Origin of the sequence: uncultured Dialister sp. (assembly GCA_900314595.1) — a bacterium.
Taxonomy (GTDB): Bacteria; Bacillota; Negativicutes; order Veillonellales; family Dialisteraceae; genus Dialister.
Map to the genome: position 1 here is coordinate 1 of OMVW01000030.1, position 19,601 is coordinate 19,601.

The following is a 19,601-nucleotide window of genomic DNA, read 5'->3' on the forward strand; positions in this document are numbered from 1 at the left end:
TTCGTAATGCGTGGGTCGCAAGTTCAAGTCTTGTTGCTGGCTCCAAAGATAAAGTCTCCGAGAAGCTCGATTATATCGGCTTTCGGGGGCTTTTTATTTTGGCATGCTTATATGGAGACTAAACAAAAATGTCCTGCGTTCCCCCAGGTTTTCCCCCAAGTTTTTCTGTATTCTCGCTTTGTGGAATTAGAGAGAATAAAAATATATAATTCTAATTTCAAAAATATATTTCTGATTATACAGTATATAGGGATTGGGTTTCAATCAGTTAAAACAGATGCAAAATAGCTGTCGATACTCGTTTTGTTTACCCTGCTACCATATGATGATGGAGGTGAATAGAAATATTTTGATAAGATACGGGCGGAGGTCATCTTATGGATTATCAGCAGGAATACAGAAATAAACTGACCACACCGGAGGAGGCCGTGAAATGCATTAAAAGCGGAGACTGGGTGGATTATGGGGTCAGTGCCATTCATCCGAAGGCCTTGGATCGGGCTCTTGCTGCGAGGTCAGAAGAACTTTTCGATGTGAAAATTCGCGGGATGAATGCTCTCTGGCTTCCTGAAATAGCGAAAGTTCCTGATGCGCCAAAGCATTTTACCTGGCACAGCTGGGCTATAATGGGGGATGAACGGAAGATGCAGAAAATGGGGATGTGCTATTATATTCCCCTGCGCTATTCCGAACTGCCCCGTCTGTACAGAGAAAATCTTGCACCCTGCGCAGTGGCCATGTTTCAGGTGACTCCTATGGATAAAAATGGCAATTTCAATTTTGGCCCCAGCTGTTCTCACCTGGCTGCAGTCGTTACTGAACTTTTGGCCAAGCCTTTCAATGATGTGGATTGTGCAGTAGCTAAAAATGTTGTATCTTTACTCCACGGAGGCGAATGCCTGCAGCTGGGCATAGGCGCTATGCCTAATGCGGTAGGCTCTCTTATAGCACAAAGCGATTTGAAAGATTTTGGCGTGAATAGCGAAATGTATGTGGATGGATTCGTAGACCTTGCTTTGGCAGGGAAAATTACGGGGAAATATAAAAATATCGACAGAGGACGCCAGGTTTTCTCTTTCGCCGCGGGAAGCAGGAAGCTTTATGAGTATCTGGATAATAACAGGGAGTGCATGACGGCACCTATTGACTACGTTAATGATATCCGGACAATTTCTTCCATTGATCATTTTGCCTTTATCTGCGGAGCCATAGAAGTGGATCTTTACGGACAGGTCAGTGCAGAAAGCAGCGGCTTCAGACAGATCAGCGGCGCCGGCGGACAGCAGGATTTTGTTCTGGGCGCCTATCTTTCTAAAGGAGGCAGGAGTTTTATCTGCTGCTCATCCACCTATACAGATAAAAATGGCGTACCCCACAGCCGGATTGTGCCACATCTTCCGGACGGTACGGCTGTGACAGAGGCCAGACCGAATACCATGTATGTAGTGACAGAGTATGGAGCTGTAAATTTAAAAGGCATGTCCACCTGGGAAAGGGCGGAAGCATTGATTGGTATTGCCAATCCGATTTTTTATGATGAACTTGTCCGCCATGCAGAAAAGCAGGGAATCTGGAGAAAGATAAATCGTTAAGGATCAAGTTAAACCGGATAACCTCCTCTTTTATATGAAAAGCAGCATTTCCTGTATCATGGAAATGCTGCTTTTCATATGCCATGTTTTTCCTGCATGCAGGACATTATTGAAGCTCAGAAAGCTTATGATACAATTTAATAAAGGCAAGTAAAATTAAGACCGGGGCATTATCTCCTTTATGCCTGCTCCGGAAGTTTATCATATTTGATGAAAGGAAACTGATGAAAACAATTCATGTAGTGGCAGCAGTCATACAGGATGAAGACCGTGTCTTTGCCACACAGCGGGGCTATGGTGAATTTAAGGATGGCTGGGAATTCCCGGGCGGGAAGGTGAAGGCCGGTGAAACACCGGAGGAAGCTCTGAAACGGGAAATCCGGGAAGAACTGGAGGCGGAAATTGAAGTTGGAAGATTATTGACCGTGGTGGATTGTGATTATCCGAAATTCCATATTTCCATGATGTGTTTTCTCTGTACCCTGAAATCAGGACAATTGATTTTGAAAGAACATGAAGCGGCCAAATGGCTGACCAAAGATCAACTGCAATCTGTCGCCTGGCTTTCGGCGGATCTGGAAGCGGTGGATGTTTACAGGAAAATGAAATAATAAATAACATTGGATGTCATTTATTGTATTTCCAAGGTTCGAGACGATTGTTTTACTGAATCAGTGATTCCTTTCAGGAAATATTTCTTGTCATTAGAAGCGAAAAAGGGCATTATCGGATTTCTCCGAAGATGCCCTTTATTTTTTATGGTATAAAAAATGGAGCGGGTGAAGGGAATCGAACCCTCGTAACCAGCTTGGAAGGCTGGCGCTCTACCATTGAGCTACACCCGCAAAGTAATGGTCGGAGCAGCAGGATTTGAACCTGCGACCCCTTGGTCCCGAACCAAGTGCGCTACCAAACTGCGCTATGCCCCGACAACGTAGATAAGTATATCATCAGTTTTCTGATATGTCAAATGTTTTTTTTAAGTTTTTACAGGATATCCATTTTCACGGAGAAAGGATTTTGAGAATCCATCGAAAAACATGTGCACCTCTCTAATGCATGTGATAATATAAATACAATCAGGAGGCAGTCATGGAATATACAGAAGCATCATTACTGGAAGCTCTGGAAAAGGATATAGGTCATCCCGATCTGCTTTTCAGAAAAGAGTATGTCGCAAGAGACGGTATAACGACAGATACAGAGAAAACTTATGAATCAATCATTCTTCCTTACCTGCTGGACCATGTTAAGGAGCTGAAAGGGGCAGATATCGGCTTATCTCCCGTAAGGACAGTGATCAAGCGGGCGTCTGAATCCGGAAACCGCCTGGTGTCTTCTATCCTGGCACAGGGCACGTTTGCCCGCGGTATTGCATTGGACATGACAGTCATTCTGACGGGTGGCGTGAGGGAGAATCGTTTTTCGTTTTCAGTAATTGACCGGTCAGGGAAAAGGCTGACTCTTTATTTTATGGAACCGGCAGGTACTGATGAGACGCCTCTTTCCCGGATGCTTAGACTATGGAGCCTGAAGAAAGCGGTTGATCCGATGATTCTCTCTAAGGCACTGGGACTTCCGGGGCCTTTGCGGATTGAAGCGGCGTTTCTTTTTACGGGGGCCTCAAATGAACGTTATGGAATAGCTGAAAAAGACGAGGTGCCTATGGCGAGAAAACGGCTTTCTGCCATTCTGGGAGTGTCGGAATTTTATCTATTCCATGGCTCATACCTGACCCCGGTTAATCCCGGTCTTTCTTCACCGGGACAGCTTTCCAGAAAGGAGCTTCTTTCCTTAGTGGAGAAGGATAGCCTTCATCCTGAAGTGCTCTATCGGAAAGATTACATTTATCGTCCCGGTGTTACGTCTGATACCGGAGAACCTTATGCGAAGGTGCTGGCGGAATGGTTTTCCGCCAATCGTGATTTGTGGATTCATTTTCCGCATGGCGGATATCGCCTGATAGGGGGAAAGCGTGCGGAAATGATGATGAAGAATGAAGTGTTCAGGGCTGTAAGAAATCAGAAAGTATTTCCGCCATTCGGCAGAGTGCTTCCTTATGATCTGCTGATACTGGGGAGCCGCCAGCAGCAGATTGGACGGCCGGCACTCCTCCTTTATGATTCATTTAAAAGCCCTGAGGGGGCATCGTCGCTGCTCAGAATTGTAGAAACACCGGAATCGGGAGATACTCTCCTTGGAGCAGTGCTCCGCCTTTACACCCATATTTCCCTTATCGATGGGGGCAAACTTTTAAAGGAATTAAAACTTTCTGGAGACTCGCTTCTCGAAGGAAGACTGCTTCTAAAAAAAGGAAGCCGGGAAACAGATTTCTTCTTAAGAGATATGCCTTACGTCTCGCCGCTCATGAAATCCATGGGTGTGGGAATCGCAATATTTGACAATGGATATGAAGCGCTGTGGTAATGGATTTACCTTTGCTACGGCCATTAAAATACTTTATAATGATTAAATAATTGGTTGTTATCCGGAAAAGATTTTTCAATAAGGAGTTTCCATGGGATTTTTTGATAAAAAACATGAAAAAGACAGCCCTATGGGCAATCTTCGGTCCCACATCGGCACATTCTTCTATTTCGTAAAAGTGGGCAAGTCCAAATTCAAGCACAAGGGAAGGGTAGGAGAAATTTTCGCAGATATGGATAATACCCAGTTTCTTTTTCAGCAGGCTACTTCCGGTACCATGTATGATATGAAGAAGAAACTGGACTATACTCTCTGGGATGCGGCTACCCATAAATATACGGAAGATCTCCAGAATCTGAAGGATGAGCTTCTGAAGGCAGTGGATCAGGGGGAAGAATCGGGTCATTTCGAAGAGGAAAAGAAAAAAGAGGAAGAAGCCCGGAAGCGCGAAGAGGAAGAAAAGGAAAAGAAAGAGGAAGAATCGGCAGACTGGCGTTCTCATATCAAGGGCCAGATGAAAGAAGCCGAAGAAAAAGCGAAGCAGGAAGAGGAAGAACGGGCAAGAGAAAAAGAAACGCCCATAGCCCGGTCGGATGATGAAACGCTTACGGAAGAGGATTGCCGGGAACTGTGGCGTATTATCCAGGGGCTGGAGCGGGAATATAAGGAAATGAACCGTATTGCTGATGACTGGTTTGCTGTTCACGGCAAAAAGAATGGCTGTCTGGGCGCTCTCGTGGCATTGACTGTCATTCCCATCGGCGCTATTTACGGACTCACTCAGATTCTGTGATTCCTGAGTTTTATCATTGCAGGGAAAGTCATAAAATTTCACAGAGAACCAGAATTGACTTGTATTTCCCCTCTTTTCTATGGTATGATTATTTCAGCATAAATCATGTTTTTCAGGGAGGTGACATTATGTCCAAACACATCGTTACAATCAATCAGTCTTCTCTGCAGGACTCCATCAAGTTCGAAGGCTGCAGTGAATGTCAGACTTCCTGCCAGTCTGCCTGCAAGACAAGCTGCACCATTGGCAATCTGATCTGCACTACACAGGAAGAAGCCAAGGAAGCAAAGAGAGCCTGATCGCACGGCCAGACCCCCGGCCCAGTGGCCGGGGGTTTTTATATGCTTTATGATTGTTGAGCGTTGCTCATTAAAGGAGTATTTCATGGATTATCATGTAAAGCCCATGATTCATCGTTTCCGTCAGAACGGCATGAATATCGTTATGGATGTGAACAGCGGTATCGTTCATGTGGTAGATGACGTGACATATAAGGTCCTGGAATTTTACAATGGCAAAAACCGGGACATGGTTCTTGCCAATCTTTCAAAGGACTATGAGCAAAAAGAGCTGAATGAGGTCATGGATGATCTCGATGAACTCATCCGGAAGGAAACCCTTTTCGCACCCATGGACCCCAATTACCAGATGGCCATCGAAGACCGGCCGATTATTAAGGCCCTGTGCCTGAATATCGCTCATGACTGCAATCTCCGGTGTAAGTACTGTTTTGCAGGCCAGGGCGGCTATGGTCAGTGGCGTATGCTCATGCCTTTTGATGTGGCCCGGAGAGGAGTCGATTTCCTCATCGCCCACAGCGGGCCCCGGGAACACTGCGAACTCGATTTCTTCGGCGGAGAACCCCTCATGAACTGGCATGTGGTGCAGCAGACCATTGATTATGTCCATAAACAGGAAAAGAAACATCACAAGAAAATCAAAATGTCCCTCACCACCAACGGCATGCTGCTGGACAAGGAAAAAGTGAAATACCTGACCGACAATCATATCAGCCTCATTCTTTCTCTGGACGGCAGAAAGGAAATGCATGACCGCATGCGTCCTGATGTAAATGGTGATGGTACTTATGACCAGATTGTGAAAAATCTCCAGTATTGTGTAGCCCACAGGAATGGAGAGGAATATTATGTCCGCGGCACTTTTACAAAATATAATCTTGACTTCACAACTGATGTGGAGGATATGCTCAATCATGGATTCCCTGCAGTTTCCATGGAACCGGTAGTGGGAGAGGATACTGCGGAATATTCCATTACGGAGAAAGACCTGCCCCGGGTGAAGGAAGAATATGACCGTCTGGCAAAGCTTTTCATTCAGAGAGAGGAAGAGGGGAGACCTTTCTTCTTCTTCCATTTCAATATGGATCTCTGGAAGGGACCATGCCTGCCGAAGCGGCTCCGGGGCTGCGGGGCCGGCCATGAATACCTGGCAGTCGTGCCTAACGGAGATATTTATCCCTGCCACCAGTTTGTTGGTCGTGATGGCTATGTGCTGGGCAATGTCTATGAAGGATTAAAAAACATGAAAATGATGCACGATTTCCGCACCAATCATGTTTTTACCAAGCCGGAATGTGTAAACTGCTGGGCAAAATTCTTCTGCTCCGGCGGATGTCATGCGAATAACGAAGCCTTTGCCGGCGATATCCACAAGCCTTATGAAATCACTTGCGAAATCCAGAAAAAGCGCGTGGAATGTGCCATGATGATCCAGGCCTATAACCAGCTCAGAAAGCCAAAAGTCATGGCTCAGCCCGGAACTTATGAGGCAAAACGGGAAGCGGCAGAGAGTCAGAAATAAAATTGGAATAAGTTCATATATCCCGATGAAAAAGGGGTTTCTGTTTGCACAGAGGCCTCTTTTAATTTATAATATTATTAGGTGTATGCAAAATTAATATGGAATAATTGTCGGCAGAAACAAGGAAAGAGAATGCCTTAATTTTGTTATCCTTTTCTGCCCGGCATCACCGGTAGATTTGATGTTCAGCAGAAGGATTTTCATAAAAGGAGGATTCTTTGATGAAATTGAAAAGAATGGCAGTCTGTGCAATAGCAGCCTGCCTCATTGGATCCGGCGGAATTCTTCAGTCAAATGCTTTCAATTTTGGGAGCGTACTTGGCGGGGTGGTCAAGGTGGGCGGTATCGGATTCCTTGTAGATAAATATGGAGAATCCATTAACAGTGCCATCAATTCTGTCATGATGAAAGAAGGGGCCGGTACGAATTATGCCACCAAGGTGGTACCAATCATCAGTATCGGAAATAATGGTTATATCGGAGCAGCACAAGTTATAGGTGATGCCGATCAGGTGGAAAAGGTACAGGCTGTAGGACAGCTTGAAATCAGCTGGAATGACAAATTATTCCGGATTAAGGGCCTTATTCCTATAGACAGTAAAAATCCGACGACCTCATTCTCTCGTGTACAGGGTGTCGGTGTATCTGCGGTGATTGATGTTAAAGTGTAATTCTGGGGGATGATTGTATGATGAAAAAAGCTTTACTGGCAGCGGGAATTTCTCTGTTACTGACTATGCCTGCATTTGCAGAAGAACCGGTTACTCTTTCTGAGCGCATCGACCGGGTGGATGAAGTGATTTATGGCACGGCCCAGAATGGGTCTCTCTTGAACCGTGTGGACCGGGCAGACAATGTGATTTATGGTAATGGAAATACCTCAGCCAATGGACTGGATGACCGTATTACCAATCTGTATATAGATGTGGTAAAGAATGATAATGATGCCACTCCTTCTATTTCCACCAGAATTAATGCCATGGAATATTATCTGACTGATGAGATTAAAACAGATGGTGTAAATACGAGAGTTGGCGAGCTGGAAACAAAGGTATATGGAAGTGCCAAAACCGGTGCCCTGGACCAGCGTGTATCCAATCTGGAAAAGTCAGTTTATGGTGACCAGCATTATGAAATGAAGAGTGTGGAACTTCCGGCGGATACGGTATTCAAGATTTCTCTCAATGATGATGTAAGCAGCAAGACTAATGAAGTTGGTGATCCGGTGACCTTCACGGTACAGGAAGACGTAATGGTAGGAGATGTGCTGGTCCTGCCAAGGGGCTCTCAGGGCAGCGGCGTGGTGACAAAGGTTACCCAGCCGAAGAGTTTTGGCCGTTCTGCAGCACTGGATATATCCTTTGACCAGGTATTCTCCATGGATGATGAAGCTATCCCGACCGTGCTTGGACCTGAAGCAAAGGAAAAATTGAAGATGGAAGCAGCTGCTGTAGGTGCTTCTACCATTGGCGCCCTGGCTCTGGGACCAATCGGCCTTGTCGGCGGTTTCTTTGTCAAAGGCAAGGATGTAAGTCTACCGGCTGGCACCAATCTCTATATTGAAACGCAGGAGGCTGTCACTACAAAAGGCCTCGTACTCACCAATGGTGCTCCTAATGCGGTCATCCGCAAACGTATTTCCAGAAGCGCTGTCGCAAATAACGAAACCACTGCCGCTTCAGCAGCAGATAACAAAATTGAAGAAGAAGGAACCACGATTAAAGAAACAGCCGGAGAAGCAGTGAAGGAAACTTCTGCAAAAACCGGCAGCCTGAATGAAAAAGCCAAGGCGGAACTGGAGGCAGTCCGTGAAAAGAGTTCAGAAGAAAAGGGCACTGCAGGCAGTGATTCTTCCGTAAATGAAGAACCGTCCGTAGTGATCGTGAGAAATGACTAAGACATCAATCAAACTGCTCGTACCTTTTGTACTGGCAGGCATCCTCGCATTTCCGGCAGAGGCAAGGCCGACTCAGCTTGCTGAAATGAGCCCTGAAGAAGCTCTTAAATACAACATGCTGGATGCGGAGGAGGAAAAGGACAGGGAAGAACTGGAAGAAGCGGATAAGGGCGTCATGGTCATTGCTCAGTCTTCCACGTCTTCTGCTGCAAAACCAAAGAAAAAGGCACCCAAAAAGAAGGGGAAGGATGGAGAAGCAGAGAGCAACGGTATTTCCGCCCAAAATCCTCTTTATGTAACTGCAGACCGCATGCATTACAATGATGCTACCGGTGATGTGGATGCCATGGGCCGGGTGATTATACGTCATATGATGGATAATTATCAGACGGAATACGTCTATGGCAATACCCTTGCCCAGAAATATGTGATTCCGGGTGAATTGAAATGGGTTAATCCCACTACTAAAATGAAGGCAGCCAGGGCTGATTATGATGCAGCCAAAGGAATAGGCCATTTCGAAAATTTAGATGGGTGGGATTCCAATACCTATTACTTCAAGGGCAGTGCCGGTGTTTATGATCGAAATGATAATAAAATTCTGGTGCAGAATGGTTACTTCACCACGAAACATGCTGTGGCAAAAGTTCCGGACTATCGGATCGAAGCTGATTCCATCGATATTTATCCCGGTGATCATTATACAGCCCACAACGTGAAATTGATGGCGAAAAATACCACCCTCATTACCCTTGCCAGCTATAGCGGGTCTCTTGTTCATGATGAGGGAGCTATAAGCCTGTGGTCTCTTATTCCCCGGCCGGTATTTGATTCTGATAATGGTTTTGGCCTTCATAACGAACTGCATATTCCTTTGGGTGGAGATCCGGACCTGGAAATTTATCTGAAAAATCGTTGGTATACAAAATCCGGATACAAGCCCGATATGGGTATTCGTTATCGTACACCTCTCGGTACGGCTAAATTCTTCTATGCTGAACAGGAAAGTACGACCAATGATGATGGCGGTATCTGGGTAAAGAAAAAACCGGCCTTTTCCTTCGATACCAGGCATTTCTACCTCTTCGGTTCCCGATTCTATGTGGGCGCCTATGGGGAAATTGCCAAATGGGATGAAGACCAGGGAAGGCGTCATCCCAAAGGAACCTACAAAGGCTTTGATGCCTACATTTCCAGTAATCCATGGAAACTTGGTAAATTTGTGAATTTCAGCTGGAAAGCAGGTTATGCGAAGGATTATTACAGTTTCGATGATTATTTCTGGTATAAAGGTCATCGGGAAAAGAGTAATGTTCGCCGTAACGGGTACTATTCACTTGGGCTTTCCGGCGGTTATGGACCGATTCGTGCGTGGGTGAATTACACTGACCGGGATATCAAAGGCTATACCCGGTATCGCTACGATTCTTACAGCAGTGAAAAGCCACTGGGGCTTGGATTCCGCTGGCAGGCCACTCATATGGATGCGTTCAGTTTATCCTGGACCATCGATACAGTGGATGGACATCTGGATCATCGTTACTGGACCTACTACAGAGACATGCATTCTTTCTATGCCTGGATCCGGTATGACGATATTGAACATGAAACCAAATTTATGATTATGCCTAAGGATTTCAAATTCTAATCCGGCAGGAGAGGCCGGCACTCACGAAGGTGGATTCCTATGGAACTGAAGGGGAAATGGATTATACCGGCTGCCGGCACAATTGCAGCAATCCTTATTATCTGGGGATTTACCGGAGAGGGAACTGCCCGGAAACTTCTGCCGGAAAAAGAGGCTGCTCCTCAACAGGCAGTTTCAGTGAAAGAATCAAAAGCAGATTTTAATGAGGAAAGCGGGCCTGTCATGAAATATGATGCGGCTCGTTACCGCCGTGCAAAACCGCTGGCAGATCCATTTCATGCTGAGGCCATAGCTAAAGCCATGGCTCAGGAAAAGAAAGCGTATTCTAAAGGAATTTCTGGGGCTCCTGCCGGGAAGGCATCTGCTCCGGGAGATGACCGTTTGGGGAAAATCCGGACTGCAGAAAAGAAGCATTCCGATATTCCCGTGTTGAAGGGTATTTTAGCCTACAGGGATGACCGCAGGGCCATTTTGGAAATAGACGGAATGTCCATGGTGGTTAAAGAAGGAGAAAGGGCAGGTCTATGGACTGTTTCCCATATAGGAGAGAAAAATATCATACTCACCGGCGCCCAGGGCACGCTGGAGCTTGGTACCCGCTAATTAAGAGAGCGGGTATCGCTCTTTTCTGCGCCGTATTTTTCTCCACCGGTCTTTGTGCTGCAGAGGCTGAAGAGGGGCGAAGGGCCGAAATGGATATCGATTCACCTGTCCATGAGACGGTTAAGGAAGAGCTTTCCCGTCTGCCTGAAGCTGAAACTGCCCAATCGGCGGTTGAAATCAAAGAACAGGAAAAAAGAGGCGAATTTTCCCTTCATGTGATTCATGCGCCGGCAGAAGAAGTCTTGAGGAGCCTTGCGGACCTGACAGGGAAAAACCTCATTTTCTCCGGCCATTTGAATGAGACCGTAACTGCAAGCCTGGATCATGTGACTCCGGAAGAGGCCGTCTCATCTATTCTGGCATCCTGCGGCCTTTCAGCCAGGACAGAAGGAAATACGATGATTGTATTCAATCATAAACTGGAAAAAGATGCCGGTATTTCCACCAGAGCTTTTCGTCTTTCTTATGCAGAGGCCCGGGAAGTGGCTGAGGGCCTGAAGAATATTTCAGAGAAGGGCAAGGTTACTTTCAGCCCTTCTTCCAATACTGTCCTTGTCAGTGGTACACCTGCGGAGCTGATGCAGGCAGAAAGTCTGATTTCCCTTCTGGACGTTCCGGAAAAACAGGTAAAGGTAGAGGCGGAAGTTGTAGCCGTTAATAAAAGCTATGCCAGAGAGCTTGGCATTGACTGGGATTTCAGAAGTCTTACGGGCAGCGCCAGCTATGAAAGGGACAGCTGGAGTGAGCAGCGCTATGTCACAGATGATGAAGGAAATATCCGTTATGATGAAGATGGAAATCCCAGAGTCCGCAATGTGGAGCAGAGCGGATGGGATATAGATATTCCTGATGGTTATGCCGGTATCTCATACGGTCGTTCTATTGCGGGGCATCCTTATACTTTCTTCTTTCAGGCAAAGTTGAATGCGCTGGTTACGAAAGGAAAAGCGAAGGTACTGGCAAGGCCCAATGTGGTGACTATGAATGGAAGGAAGGCGGAAATCCTGATTGGAAGCCGTATCCCTGTTATCGTAGAGCATCTGGAAAACGGGGTCAAGACGACTGCCACTGAATATAAGGATGCAGGTATCAAGCTCACTTACACGCCTATTATCAGCCGGAAAGAGGAAATCACGGCGGATGTGCAGGCAGAAGTGGCTACACCTTATCTTGTGCCTGAGATGAAGGCATACCGCATTATTACCCGCTCGGCTAATACCATGGTGCGTCTGAAATCGGGAGACATGCTTACCATTGGAGGACTTATCGATAAAGAAGAATCAAAAACATTCCGCAAAGTGCCTATTCTTGGTGATATTCCGATTCTGGGGAAACTCTTCCAAAGCCATGGAACAAGTACAGAGGAATCAGAAATAATTATTATCATTAAAGCGGAACTTGTAAAATAAAACGGCAGGGAAATCGAACTGATATGTCAATTTTAAAAATAACCGGATTGTCTAAATCCTTTGGAATTAAAACAGTATTTGAAAACGTTTCCTTTGAGGTGAGAAGTGGTGAAAGAATCGGCCTTGTTGGCGCCAATGGTGCCGGCAAGACCACTCTTTTAAAGTGCATCATGGGAACTGAGGAATATGATAAGGGTTCTGTCAAGGCAAGTGACGGGGCTATTATCGGTTATCTGAGGCAGGATTTCAATTATTCGAGTCGCACTATTCGGGAAGAAATGGAATATGCCTGGAAGGATGTACTTTATTATAAAGATAAGATTGAAGACCTTACCCGGGAACTTTCTAAAAATAAAAATGATGAAGCCCTGGTATCAGCCTATGGCAGGGCAGAAGAACGATTTGAATTTCTGGGTGGATATGATTATGAGTCCACTACAAGGAAAATACTGACCGGTCTGGGATTTTCCAACGAAGACTGGGATCGGGATATTCATTCCTTCTCAGGCGGGCAGAAAGTCAGAATCAACCTGGCTGCCGCATTTGTTCGTCATCCGGATTTTCTTCTTCTTGACGAACCTACAAATCATCTGGATATGAATATGCTTGAATGGCTGGAAGATTATCTGCGCTCCTATAAGGGAGGCATTCTGATGATTTCCCATGATCGCTATTTTCTGGATGGGGCGGCTACGGGCATCATCGATCTGGAAAATCATCATATCCGTACATTCAGGGGTGGTTATACCAGGTATCTGGAGACAAAGACAAACCAGGATAAGGCGTATGAGAAAGCTTACAACCTTCAGCAGGAGCATATCAAGGAAACGGAAGAATATATCCGGCGTTACAAGGCAGGTATCAAGGCAAAACAGGCCAGAGGCAGACAGTCCCAGTTGAACCGTCTGGAAAGGCTGGAAAAACCGGTTCATCAGGCAACGCTCCGGTTTCACTTTGATCCGCCGCAGGAGTGTGCGGAAAAGGTGCTTGATATACTTCGCGTGGAAGGTTCTTACGGGGATAACATCCTTTTCCGCAATCTTTCCATGCATATCAAAAAAGGGGAGACTGTGGGTCTGATCGGTCCTAATGGTACCGGAAAGACAACACTCCTGAAAATGATTACCGGGGATAAAAAAACGGATGCAGGCTTTATACAGCTTGGAAGCAATGTGAAAATGGGTTATTATTCCCAGGAACAGGAGAGGCTCCATCCCAAACTCACCGTACTTGACGAGGTAAGAGATACTTTTAATTTTGGAGAAAAAGAGGCAAGAAATATCCTGGGCATGTTCCTTTTCCGGGGGGATGATGTCTTTAAAAATGTGGGTATGCTTTCCGGCGGTGAAAAAGCCAGACTTTCCCTTCTCTGCCTTTTCCTGGAAAAGCCGAATTTCCTCATCCTTGATGAACCGACGAACCATCTGGACATACCTACCAGAGAAATCATGGAGGATGCGATTCAGGCTTTTGGCGGCACCTGCCTCGTCGTTTCTCATGACCGCTACTTCCTGGACAAGATAGCTACCCGTATCCTGGAAATGGATAATGGGAAGCTGACCGAGTATCTTGGTAATTACAGCTACTATAAAGAAAAGAAAAAAGATCTGGAAGATTTTGAGAAGGACAGGAATGGAGAACCTGAGAAGGAAGCAGAACCGGAAATAGAAAAACCGGTGGATGTAAAGAAATCTTCATCCAGAGATGAACCGTCTGCTGCCGATATTTCAAAACTTTCTCATGTGGAAATGGAAATCGGCCGCCTCGAGGCTACTATCAAGATGTATACGGTCCAGATGAGTATGACTCCGGAAAACTATACCGAACTGGCTGCTGAATATGAAGACGCAAAGAAAAAACTGGATAAACTTTATGAACAGTGGGACGAGCTGGCAGCAAAGACAGAATGAGAGATTGAGCTCAGCCGTCAGTAAGATGACCGTTTCTGAAGAAATGAGACAATAAAAAAACAGTGGGAAATGAAATTATTTCCCACTGTTTTTGTCGTTATGGTTTAAAAGAAGAGATCCCTAATCGCCAGGAGGATGGTTCCCGGTGTGCCGAGGAGAGCTACGATGAGACCGTTGGTAAAAGTCCAGGTAATATGGGTAATACCGAGGGTATTCAGCAGGTAGAAAAGGATGCCGCCGCAAATGATGTTTCCAACTACTTTTTTCACCGCATGAACAAAGAAGAAAAAGGCAATCAGGATAATGATGATACTGGTGATGCCATAGCCTCCGAGGGCTCCTAAAGATTCAAGCATAAGTGCCTCCAGAAAAATGCTGCCTTTGGCAGATGTTTTAAAAAGAAGGACTTCGGGGAAAGCCTTTCCATTCTTACATTTCTTTCCTGTTTTCCACGGCTCCCGCCAGGGTCATGCCGTCAGAATAGCCGATAGCTCCGCCTGCAGGGATTCCGCGGCCGATCCGGGTGACCTTGATACCTGCCGGTTTAATGAGACGGGAAAGATAAACTGCAGTAGCTTCTCCTTCCGGATCCGGGTCGGTGGCAATGATGATTTCTTTCACTTCATCCGATTCCAGCCGTTTCAGGAGTTCTTTGATTTTAAGCTGCTCGGGACCTATGCCGTCTAAAGGAGACAGGGAACCGTGAAGTACATGATAAAGGCCGCGGTATTCCTGGCTCTGCTCCATGGCGGTTACGTCCTGGGGCTGTTCTACCACGCAGATGATGGAGTGGTCTCTTCTTTCATCACTGCAGATATCACAGGGATCGGAAACTGCCAGATTGCAGCAATGGCTGCAGTAGCATACCTTACTGCGTGCATTCCTGATGGTCTCAAGGAAATCATTGACTTCCTCTTCCGGTCGTTCCATCATGAAATAGGCAAGGCGTCGGGCACTTTTTACCCCGATGCCCGGAAGTTTCCTGAACTGCCGGGCCACTTCTTCAAGTTCTTTTCCCATCAGAACATTCCGCCGGGAAGACCAAGGCCGCCGGTGACTTCGCTCATGCTCTTCTGAACCATTTCATCGGCTTTCTTTCCTGCTTCATTGACAGCCGTGGTGATGAGATCTTCCAGCATTTCCGGATCTTCCGGATCAATGGCGTCCCTGGAAATCTTCAGGGAGACGATCTGCTTTTCACCGTTCATGGTAAGAGCTACCGCACCGCCGCCTACTGAGACATCAACAGTCTGCTTTTTCAGGGCTTCCTGTTTCTTCTGCAGCTCCTCCTGCATCTTACGGGCTTTTTTCAGCATATTCTGCATCTGCGCTTTATTTCCGAACATTTTAGTTCCTCCTTAAATGGTCCGGCGAAGCCGGAATAAAATCAATCTTTTTCATATATATCACAGTCAGCCATGATTTTCAAGGCTTCCTTCAAAGAAGGGTCATTTCTGTCAACGTCCGGGATATGGTCTCTGTTTATAGGGCGGTACTCGTCCTTACAAGTTTGGGGAATCGGCGTCTGTACCTGAGTTGATTCTCTGGAGGCTTGCGTATTCCGGGCTGCTTTGAGCATGGTAAAGGCTTCAGACTCTTCTGCGCTACCCTTGAGGACCGTACGAATCCGGACAGGGGCTCCGATTATTTTGTTGAAGGCTTCAGCTGCTACATTCTGATAGGATTTATTATTTCCTGCTATTACAAGAAATTGCTGGGGCGCTGAAACGATGGCTCTTGTTCTGGTGCAGTAAATCAATGTACTCTTCATGAGACAGGTGTACACATCAATGCGGTGAATGGACATAAAGTAACTGAGCACTTTTTTCCATAATTCTGTATAGGAAGAGGGGTCGACAAGTTCTTCTCCCGGGGTTGATGACTGTACCGGAGCAGGATTTTCAGGAATTTTGGGTTGAGCGATAATATTACTTCTGCCTGCAGGGACAGGAATTTTTGTAGATGTCTGCGGAGCAGGAATGGAACTAACTGCAGGAGAAGGCGCCGGTGATGCAGGAATGGCCCTGGAATCCGCAGGAGGGTTATGGGCATTCCGCATATTGGAAGAGTGGGATTCAGTGCCGTCCTTTAAGGGCTTTTTAATAGGTGAACCGGAAGCCTCAGATTTCTTTGGTACAGGAGCAGCGGTAGGGACCGGTGTGAATGATGCTTGAGGTGCGTTGAAATCCGGCAAACCGGGACCGGGCATTATCTGGCGGACAGGAACAGGGACTCCTTTTTTCAAAGATTCCACTTCCTTTTCCAATTGTTCCACCCGTTCGACAAGAGAGTCGAGAGCCCTCGATCCCCGGATACGGCAGAGATGAAGCAGGCCCATTTCCGCACTGAGACGGGGAGTAGAACTTCTTTTTGCTTCACTTAAGGATTGATGGAGATAATCAAAAAGAGAATCCAGATAGGGCTCTGTCAGCCTGGAAGCATCAGAACGGATAATATCGATTTTTTCGCCGTAAGCAGAAAGTTCCGGTGCCTTTGGATTCACCTTGCAGATCATGAGATTTCTGAAATGTTCGAGAAGATCCTGGAGAATGGAAGAAGGTTCTTTTCCTTCCTGAAGGATGGAATAGAACAGGGCCAGTGTCTCACTGCTCTTTCCGTTGAAAATATGATGAGAAAGCTCCAAAATCCGGTCTTTTCCGGTGAGCCCCAGAAGTTCATACACTTCTTTTGCATCCAGATTACGGGATTCAGATGCGGAACTGCACTGGTCCAGAAGGGAGAGAGCATCACGGAGTCCGCCGTCTGCCCGAACAGCGATGAGGTCTGCAGCTTCTTCTGTAAGTGAGAGGCCGCTTTCTTTTGCAATATAAAGCAGGTGATTCCTGATATCTTCAACTGATATACGATGGAATTCATAGCGCTGGCAGCGGGAAAGAATGGTCAGAGGAATCTTTTCCGGTTCCGTGGTGGCCAGAATGAAAAGAACATGGGAAGGCGGTTCTTCCAGTGTCTTCAGAAGAGCATTAAAAGCTTCCTTCGTCAGCATATGGACTTCGTCGATAATGTATACTTTTTTTCGGCTGACTGCCGGCAGGGTTTGTACGGATTCCTTCAATGCCCGGATTTCTTCAATACCTCTGTTGGAAGCGGCATCGATTTCATAAACGTCAAGCGAAGAACCATTGTTTATTTCCCGGCAGCTCCTGCATTCGTTGCAGGGGTTGACGCCCTGCGGGTTAAGACAGTTTACCGCTTTAGCCAGAATTTTGGCCATACTGGTCTTGCCGGTGCCTCGTGGGCCGGAGAAAAGGTAGGCGTGAGCCAGCCGGTCCTGCTCGATAGCCCGCTCAAGGGGAATGGAAATATGTTTCTGGCCCACTACTTCCGTAAAAGTTCGGGGACGCCATTTTCTATAAAGTGCAAGGTAAGCCATGAATCCTCCCTTGTATTGCAGTACAGAGGCGAGAAGACAGATGCCCTCGCCGGATCTGTTATCAACAATATTATTATACTATATTTAAATAACAAAATAAAAAGGCCCTGCAGTTCTCATTTATGACAGCCTCCAGGATGCACCGTGTCACATGGAAAGGGCCACTTACTGCTGCTTCCTCTCGGACCTGACAGGGTTCATGGGATTCCATTGCACGGGGCCCGGAGACTGCCATAAATCAGTACTGCAAAGCCACGAATCATATTATACATCATTTTGTGTATTTTGCAAAATAAATTTTTAAATCCTGCATTCGGAGCGGGACAAACCAGAATAGAGATACCGGTTCCGAAACAGAATATTTACTGTAAATACAGAAATTTTATATTTCCATATTTTCACATCCTTTAATTTGATGTATAATTAAACAAATAAAAAAGGCAGGCGGGGAGAACCTGCCGGTTAAGAGGAGAGGATGGATGCATATGGCAGAAACAATCTGGTCTCTGGTGCCGCCAGTCGTCACGATTATACTGGCGCTGGCTACGAAAGAAGTGTACATGTCCCTTGCCATCGGTATATTTATCGGGGCTCTCATGTTTTCCGGGTTCAGCATACTCGGCGCAATCGATGTGATGTTCAAAATCATGTCCGATAAGGTGGGTTCCAACGTATATATCCTGGTATTCCTGGTCCTTTTGGGCATTATGGTGGCGGCCATTCAGAAATCCGGTGCCTCCAGGGCTTATGGTGATTATGCGGCACGCAAGATCAGCAGCAAAAAAAGCGCCCTTTTCGTCACGATGCTGCTGGGTGTCCTGATTTTCATTGACGATTATTTCAACTGCCTGACCGTTGGTACGGTTATGAGACCGGTAACGGATCGTTTTAAAGTCACTCGCGCAAAGCTGGCTTATGTCATTGATGCGACTGCCGCTCCGGTCTGCATTATTGCTCCTGTTTCGAGCTGGGCGGCTGCCGTCACTTCTTCACTTCCTGAGGACAGCGCGATTGATGGATTTGCTCTTTTCCTTGAAACGATTCCACTTAATCTTTATGCATGGCTGACGCTGCTGTTCATGATTATCATCATCTGGACCGGTAAAGATTTCTCCCGTATGGCTGCTTATGAAAAGCAGAGTGGAGGAACCCTTGTGATCCCGGCGGAATATGCGGATGAAGAATCAAGTGCTCCTGTAGGCAATGGACAGATTATCGACCTGATTCTTCCGCTGGTTGTTCTCATTGGTGGATGTATATTCGGTATGCTTTATACCGGCGGTATCCTGGAAGGAAAAGGTGTAGCTGACGCTTTTGCTAATTGTGAATCTGCGAGAGGCCTGGTCATTGGCTCTTTCATCGGACTGGTATTCACTTTCGTTCTGTATATTCCAAGAAAAGTTCTTGATTTCTCCAATTTCTGCAGCTGCTTCGTGGAAGGTTTCAAACAGATGACTTCCGCCATCATGATCCTGTCCCTGGCCTGGACTCTTTCCGGTATTGTAGGCAAGGAATATCTCAATATCGGCGGCTATGTGGGTTCTGTCGTTTCCAACAGCTCTACCATCGGTATGATGCTTCCGGCGCTGTTCTTCCTGGTAGCGATCGGACTTGCCTTTGCAACCGGTACTTCCTGGGGCACTTTCGGCATCCTGATTCCAATTGTTCTGGCCGTTGTCGGGACGGATACCCAGCTCATGATCATGACTGTATCTGCCGTTTTGGCAGGCGCAGTGGGCGGCGACCATGTATCCCCGATTTCCGATACCACCATTCTGGCATCGGCGGGCGCTCAGTGTCATCATATTGATCATGTATCTACACAGATTCCATATGTTATTGTGGTAGCCATCAGCTGTGTAGCAGGCTATGCAGTAGACGGCATTACCAGAAGCGGCATCTTCGGCGATGCGGCTGCCATTATCTGTATGGTTCTCATCCTGGCATTCTGCTTCAAATTTAAATCAGAAAAATAAAATGTAAAAACTGCGGAGCTCCGGCTCCGCAGTTTTTTGTGTAAAGAAAACCCCCGGATAGTCCGGGGGTTCAGTATTAGCTTTAGCGGTGATTTTCCAAAGACTAAACAAAAAACCTCCCATGATATAGA

General features: G+C 46.4%; 17 protein-coding genes, 2 tRNA genes and 1 other RNA gene. 13 read left to right on the forward strand and 7 right to left on the reverse strand.

The annotated features are described in order from the left end of the window. Nucleotides 1-377 precede the first annotated feature (377 nt). Both QZN42_RS07715 and QZN42_RS07720 read left to right on the forward strand, forming a co-directional pair. Nucleotides 378-1,592, forward strand: coding sequence for an acetyl-CoA hydrolase/transferase C-terminal domain-containing protein (locus tag QZN42_RS07715; protein WP_296956150.1), 1,215 nt, complete (start codon nucleotides 378-380; stop codon nucleotides 1,590-1,592). 224 nt (nucleotides 1,593-1,816) lie between these two features. Then, nucleotides 1,817-2,203 carry a (deoxy)nucleoside triphosphate pyrophosphohydrolase gene (locus QZN42_RS07720; protein WP_296956152.1) on the forward strand — a complete coding sequence of 129 codons (387 nt, stop codon included), beginning with the start codon at nucleotides 1,817-1,819 and terminating at the stop codon, nucleotides 2,201-2,203. 160 nt (nucleotides 2,204-2,363) lie between these two features. Here the strand turns inward: QZN42_RS07720 and QZN42_RS07725 are convergent. Next, a tRNA-Gly gene (locus QZN42_RS07725) sits at nucleotides 2,364-2,437 on the reverse strand. Nucleotides 2,438-2,444: 7 nt separating this feature from the next. Further along, a tRNA-Pro gene (locus QZN42_RS07730) sits at nucleotides 2,445-2,521 on the reverse strand. Nucleotides 2,522-2,684: 163 nt separating this feature from the next. On the opposite strand from QZN42_RS07730, the gene QZN42_RS07735 reads away from it, so the two are divergent. The 10 genes from QZN42_RS07735 to QZN42_RS07780 all read left to right on the forward strand — a co-directional run bounded on the left by QZN42_RS07735 (nucleotide 2,685) and on the right by QZN42_RS07780 (nucleotide 14,100). Then, a complete protein-coding gene (locus tag QZN42_RS07735; RefSeq protein WP_296956154.1) occupies nucleotides 2,685-4,019 on the forward strand; it encodes a hypothetical protein in 1,335 nt (444 codons plus the stop codon). 91 nt (nucleotides 4,020-4,110) lie between these two features. Continuing rightward, nucleotides 4,111-4,812 carry a hypothetical protein gene (locus QZN42_RS07740; protein ID WP_296956156.1) on the forward strand — a complete coding sequence of 234 codons (702 nt, stop codon included), beginning with the start codon at nucleotides 4,111-4,113 and terminating at the stop codon, nucleotides 4,810-4,812. A 128-nt stretch (nucleotides 4,813-4,940) separates the two neighbouring features. Further along, nucleotides 4,941-5,111, forward strand: coding sequence for a six-cysteine ranthipeptide SCIFF (gene scfA, locus QZN42_RS07745; protein WP_008860055.1), 171 nt, complete (start codon nucleotides 4,941-4,943; stop codon nucleotides 5,109-5,111). A gap of 85 nt (nucleotides 5,112-5,196) precedes the next feature. Then, on the forward strand, nucleotides 5,197-6,633 hold the full coding sequence (gene scfB, locus QZN42_RS07750; RefSeq protein WP_296956157.1) for a thioether cross-link-forming SCIFF peptide maturase: 1,437 nt from the start codon (nucleotides 5,197-5,199) through the stop codon (nucleotides 6,631-6,633). Between the two features lie 221 nt (nucleotides 6,634-6,854). Continuing rightward, nucleotides 6,855-7,304 carry a hypothetical protein gene (locus tag QZN42_RS07755; protein WP_296956158.1) on the forward strand — a complete coding sequence of 150 codons (450 nt, stop codon included), beginning with the start codon at nucleotides 6,855-6,857 and terminating at the stop codon, nucleotides 7,302-7,304. A 17-nt stretch (nucleotides 7,305-7,321) separates the two neighbouring features. Continuing rightward, entirely contained in the window at nucleotides 7,322-8,530 is a 1,209-nt protein-coding gene (locus QZN42_RS07760; protein WP_296956160.1) for a hypothetical protein, read from the forward strand. Then, on the forward strand, nucleotides 8,523-10,178 hold the full coding sequence (locus tag QZN42_RS07765) for a hypothetical protein (protein ID WP_296956162.1): 1,656 nt from the start codon (nucleotides 8,523-8,525) through the stop codon (nucleotides 10,176-10,178). Before QZN42_RS07760 ends, QZN42_RS07765 begins: the two co-directional genes overlap by 8 nt. Nucleotides 10,179-10,217: 39 nt before the next feature. Next, on the forward strand, nucleotides 10,218-10,781 hold the full coding sequence (locus QZN42_RS07770) for a hypothetical protein (RefSeq protein WP_296956163.1): 564 nt from the start codon (nucleotides 10,218-10,220) through the stop codon (nucleotides 10,779-10,781). Between the two features lie 89 nt (nucleotides 10,782-10,870). Beyond that, nucleotides 10,871-12,190 carry a type II secretion system protein GspD gene (locus QZN42_RS07775; protein WP_296956164.1) on the forward strand — a complete coding sequence of 440 codons (1,320 nt, stop codon included), beginning with the start codon at nucleotides 10,871-10,873 and terminating at the stop codon, nucleotides 12,188-12,190. 23 nt (nucleotides 12,191-12,213) lie between these two features. Next, nucleotides 12,214-14,100: an ABC-F family ATP-binding cassette domain-containing protein gene (locus QZN42_RS07780; RefSeq protein WP_296956166.1), complete on the forward strand. Its 1,887-nt coding sequence runs from the start codon at nucleotides 12,214-12,216 to the stop codon at nucleotides 14,098-14,100. A gap of 104 nt (nucleotides 14,101-14,204) precedes the next feature. Here QZN42_RS07780 and QZN42_RS07785 read toward each other — a convergent pair whose 3' ends face one another. From QZN42_RS07785 to ffs, 5 genes are all read right to left on the reverse strand, one after another. Beyond that, nucleotides 14,205-14,456: an ABC transporter permease gene (locus QZN42_RS07785; protein ID WP_296956168.1), complete on the reverse strand. Its 252-nt coding sequence runs from the start codon at nucleotides 14,454-14,456 to the stop codon at nucleotides 14,205-14,207. Nucleotides 14,457-14,529: 73 nt separating this feature from the next. Next, nucleotides 14,530-15,120 carry a recombination mediator RecR gene (gene recR, locus QZN42_RS07790; RefSeq protein WP_296956172.1) on the reverse strand — a complete coding sequence of 197 codons (591 nt, stop codon included), beginning with the start codon at nucleotides 15,118-15,120 and terminating at the stop codon, nucleotides 14,530-14,532. After that, the gene (locus QZN42_RS07795) at nucleotides 15,120-15,446 is read right to left on the reverse strand and encodes a YbaB/EbfC family nucleoid-associated protein (protein ID WP_296956175.1); all 327 of its coding nucleotides are present in this window, start codon (nucleotides 15,444-15,446) and stop codon (nucleotides 15,120-15,122) included. Before QZN42_RS07795 ends, recR begins: the two co-directional genes overlap by 1 nt. Nucleotides 15,447-15,487: 41 nt before the next feature. Continuing rightward, a complete protein-coding gene (dnaX, locus tag QZN42_RS07800; RefSeq protein ID WP_296956177.1) occupies nucleotides 15,488-17,494 on the reverse strand; it encodes a DNA polymerase III subunit gamma/tau in 2,007 nt (668 codons plus the stop codon). Nucleotides 17,495-17,576: 82 nt separating this feature from the next. Then, nucleotides 17,577-17,800, reverse strand: an RNA gene (ffs, locus tag QZN42_RS07805) — signal recognition particle sRNA large type. Between the two features lie 179 nt (nucleotides 17,801-17,979). On the opposite strand from ffs, the gene QZN42_RS07810 reads away from it, so the two are divergent. Next, a complete protein-coding gene (locus tag QZN42_RS07810) occupies nucleotides 17,980-19,470 on the forward strand; it encodes a Na+/H+ antiporter NhaC family protein (RefSeq protein WP_296956180.1) in 1,491 nt (496 codons plus the stop codon). The last annotated feature ends 131 nt before the right edge of the window (nucleotides 19,471-19,601 follow it).

Excerpts from the sequence above, each read along its gene's own strand:
- QZN42_RS07810 (WP_296956180.1), top strand. The coding sequence starts at position 17,980 with ATGGCAGAAACAATCTGGTCTCTGGTGCCGCCAGTCGTCACGATTATA.
- QZN42_RS07775 (WP_296956164.1), top strand. The coding sequence starts at position 10,871 with ATGGATATCGATTCACCTGTCCATGAGACGGTTAAGGAAGAGCTTTCC.
- QZN42_RS07765 (WP_296956162.1), top strand. The coding sequence starts at position 8,523 with ATGACTAAGACATCAATCAAACTGCTCGTACCTTTTGTACTGGCAGGC.
- QZN42_RS07720 (WP_296956152.1), top strand. The coding sequence starts at position 1,817 with ATGAAAACAATTCATGTAGTGGCAGCAGTCATACAGGATGAAGACCGT.
- QZN42_RS07735 (WP_296956154.1), top strand. The coding sequence starts at position 2,685 with ATGGAATATACAGAAGCATCATTACTGGAAGCTCTGGAAAAGGATATA.
- QZN42_RS07755 (WP_296956158.1), top strand. The coding sequence starts at position 6,855 with ATGAAATTGAAAAGAATGGCAGTCTGTGCAATAGCAGCCTGCCTCATT.
- QZN42_RS07780 (WP_296956166.1), top strand. The coding sequence starts at position 12,214 with ATGTCAATTTTAAAAATAACCGGATTGTCTAAATCCTTTGGAATTAAA.
- QZN42_RS07770 (WP_296956163.1), top strand. The coding sequence starts at position 10,218 with ATGGAACTGAAGGGGAAATGGATTATACCGGCTGCCGGCACAATTGCA.
- QZN42_RS07740 (WP_296956156.1), top strand. The coding sequence starts at position 4,111 with ATGGGATTTTTTGATAAAAAACATGAAAAAGACAGCCCTATGGGCAAT.
- QZN42_RS07715 (WP_296956150.1), top strand. The coding sequence starts at position 378 with ATGGATTATCAGCAGGAATACAGAAATAAACTGACCACACCGGAGGAG.
- recR (WP_296956172.1), bottom strand. The coding sequence starts at position 15,120 with ATGGGAAAAGAACTTGAAGAAGTGGCCCGGCAGTTCAGGAAACTTCCG.
- dnaX (WP_296956177.1), bottom strand. The coding sequence starts at position 17,494 with ATGGCTTACCTTGCACTTTATAGAAAATGGCGTCCCCGAACTTTTACG.
- QZN42_RS07785 (WP_296956168.1), bottom strand. The coding sequence starts at position 14,456 with ATGCTTGAATCTTTAGGAGCCCTCGGAGGCTATGGCATCACCAGTATC.
- QZN42_RS07760 (WP_296956160.1), top strand. The coding sequence starts at position 7,322 with ATGATGAAAAAAGCTTTACTGGCAGCGGGAATTTCTCTGTTACTGACT.
- QZN42_RS07795 (WP_296956175.1), bottom strand. The coding sequence starts at position 15,446 with ATGTTCGGAAATAAAGCGCAGATGCAGAATATGCTGAAAAAAGCCCGT.
- scfA (WP_008860055.1), top strand. The coding sequence starts at position 4,941 with ATGTCCAAACACATCGTTACAATCAATCAGTCTTCTCTGCAGGACTCC.
- scfB (WP_296956157.1), top strand. The coding sequence starts at position 5,197 with ATGGATTATCATGTAAAGCCCATGATTCATCGTTTCCGTCAGAACGGC.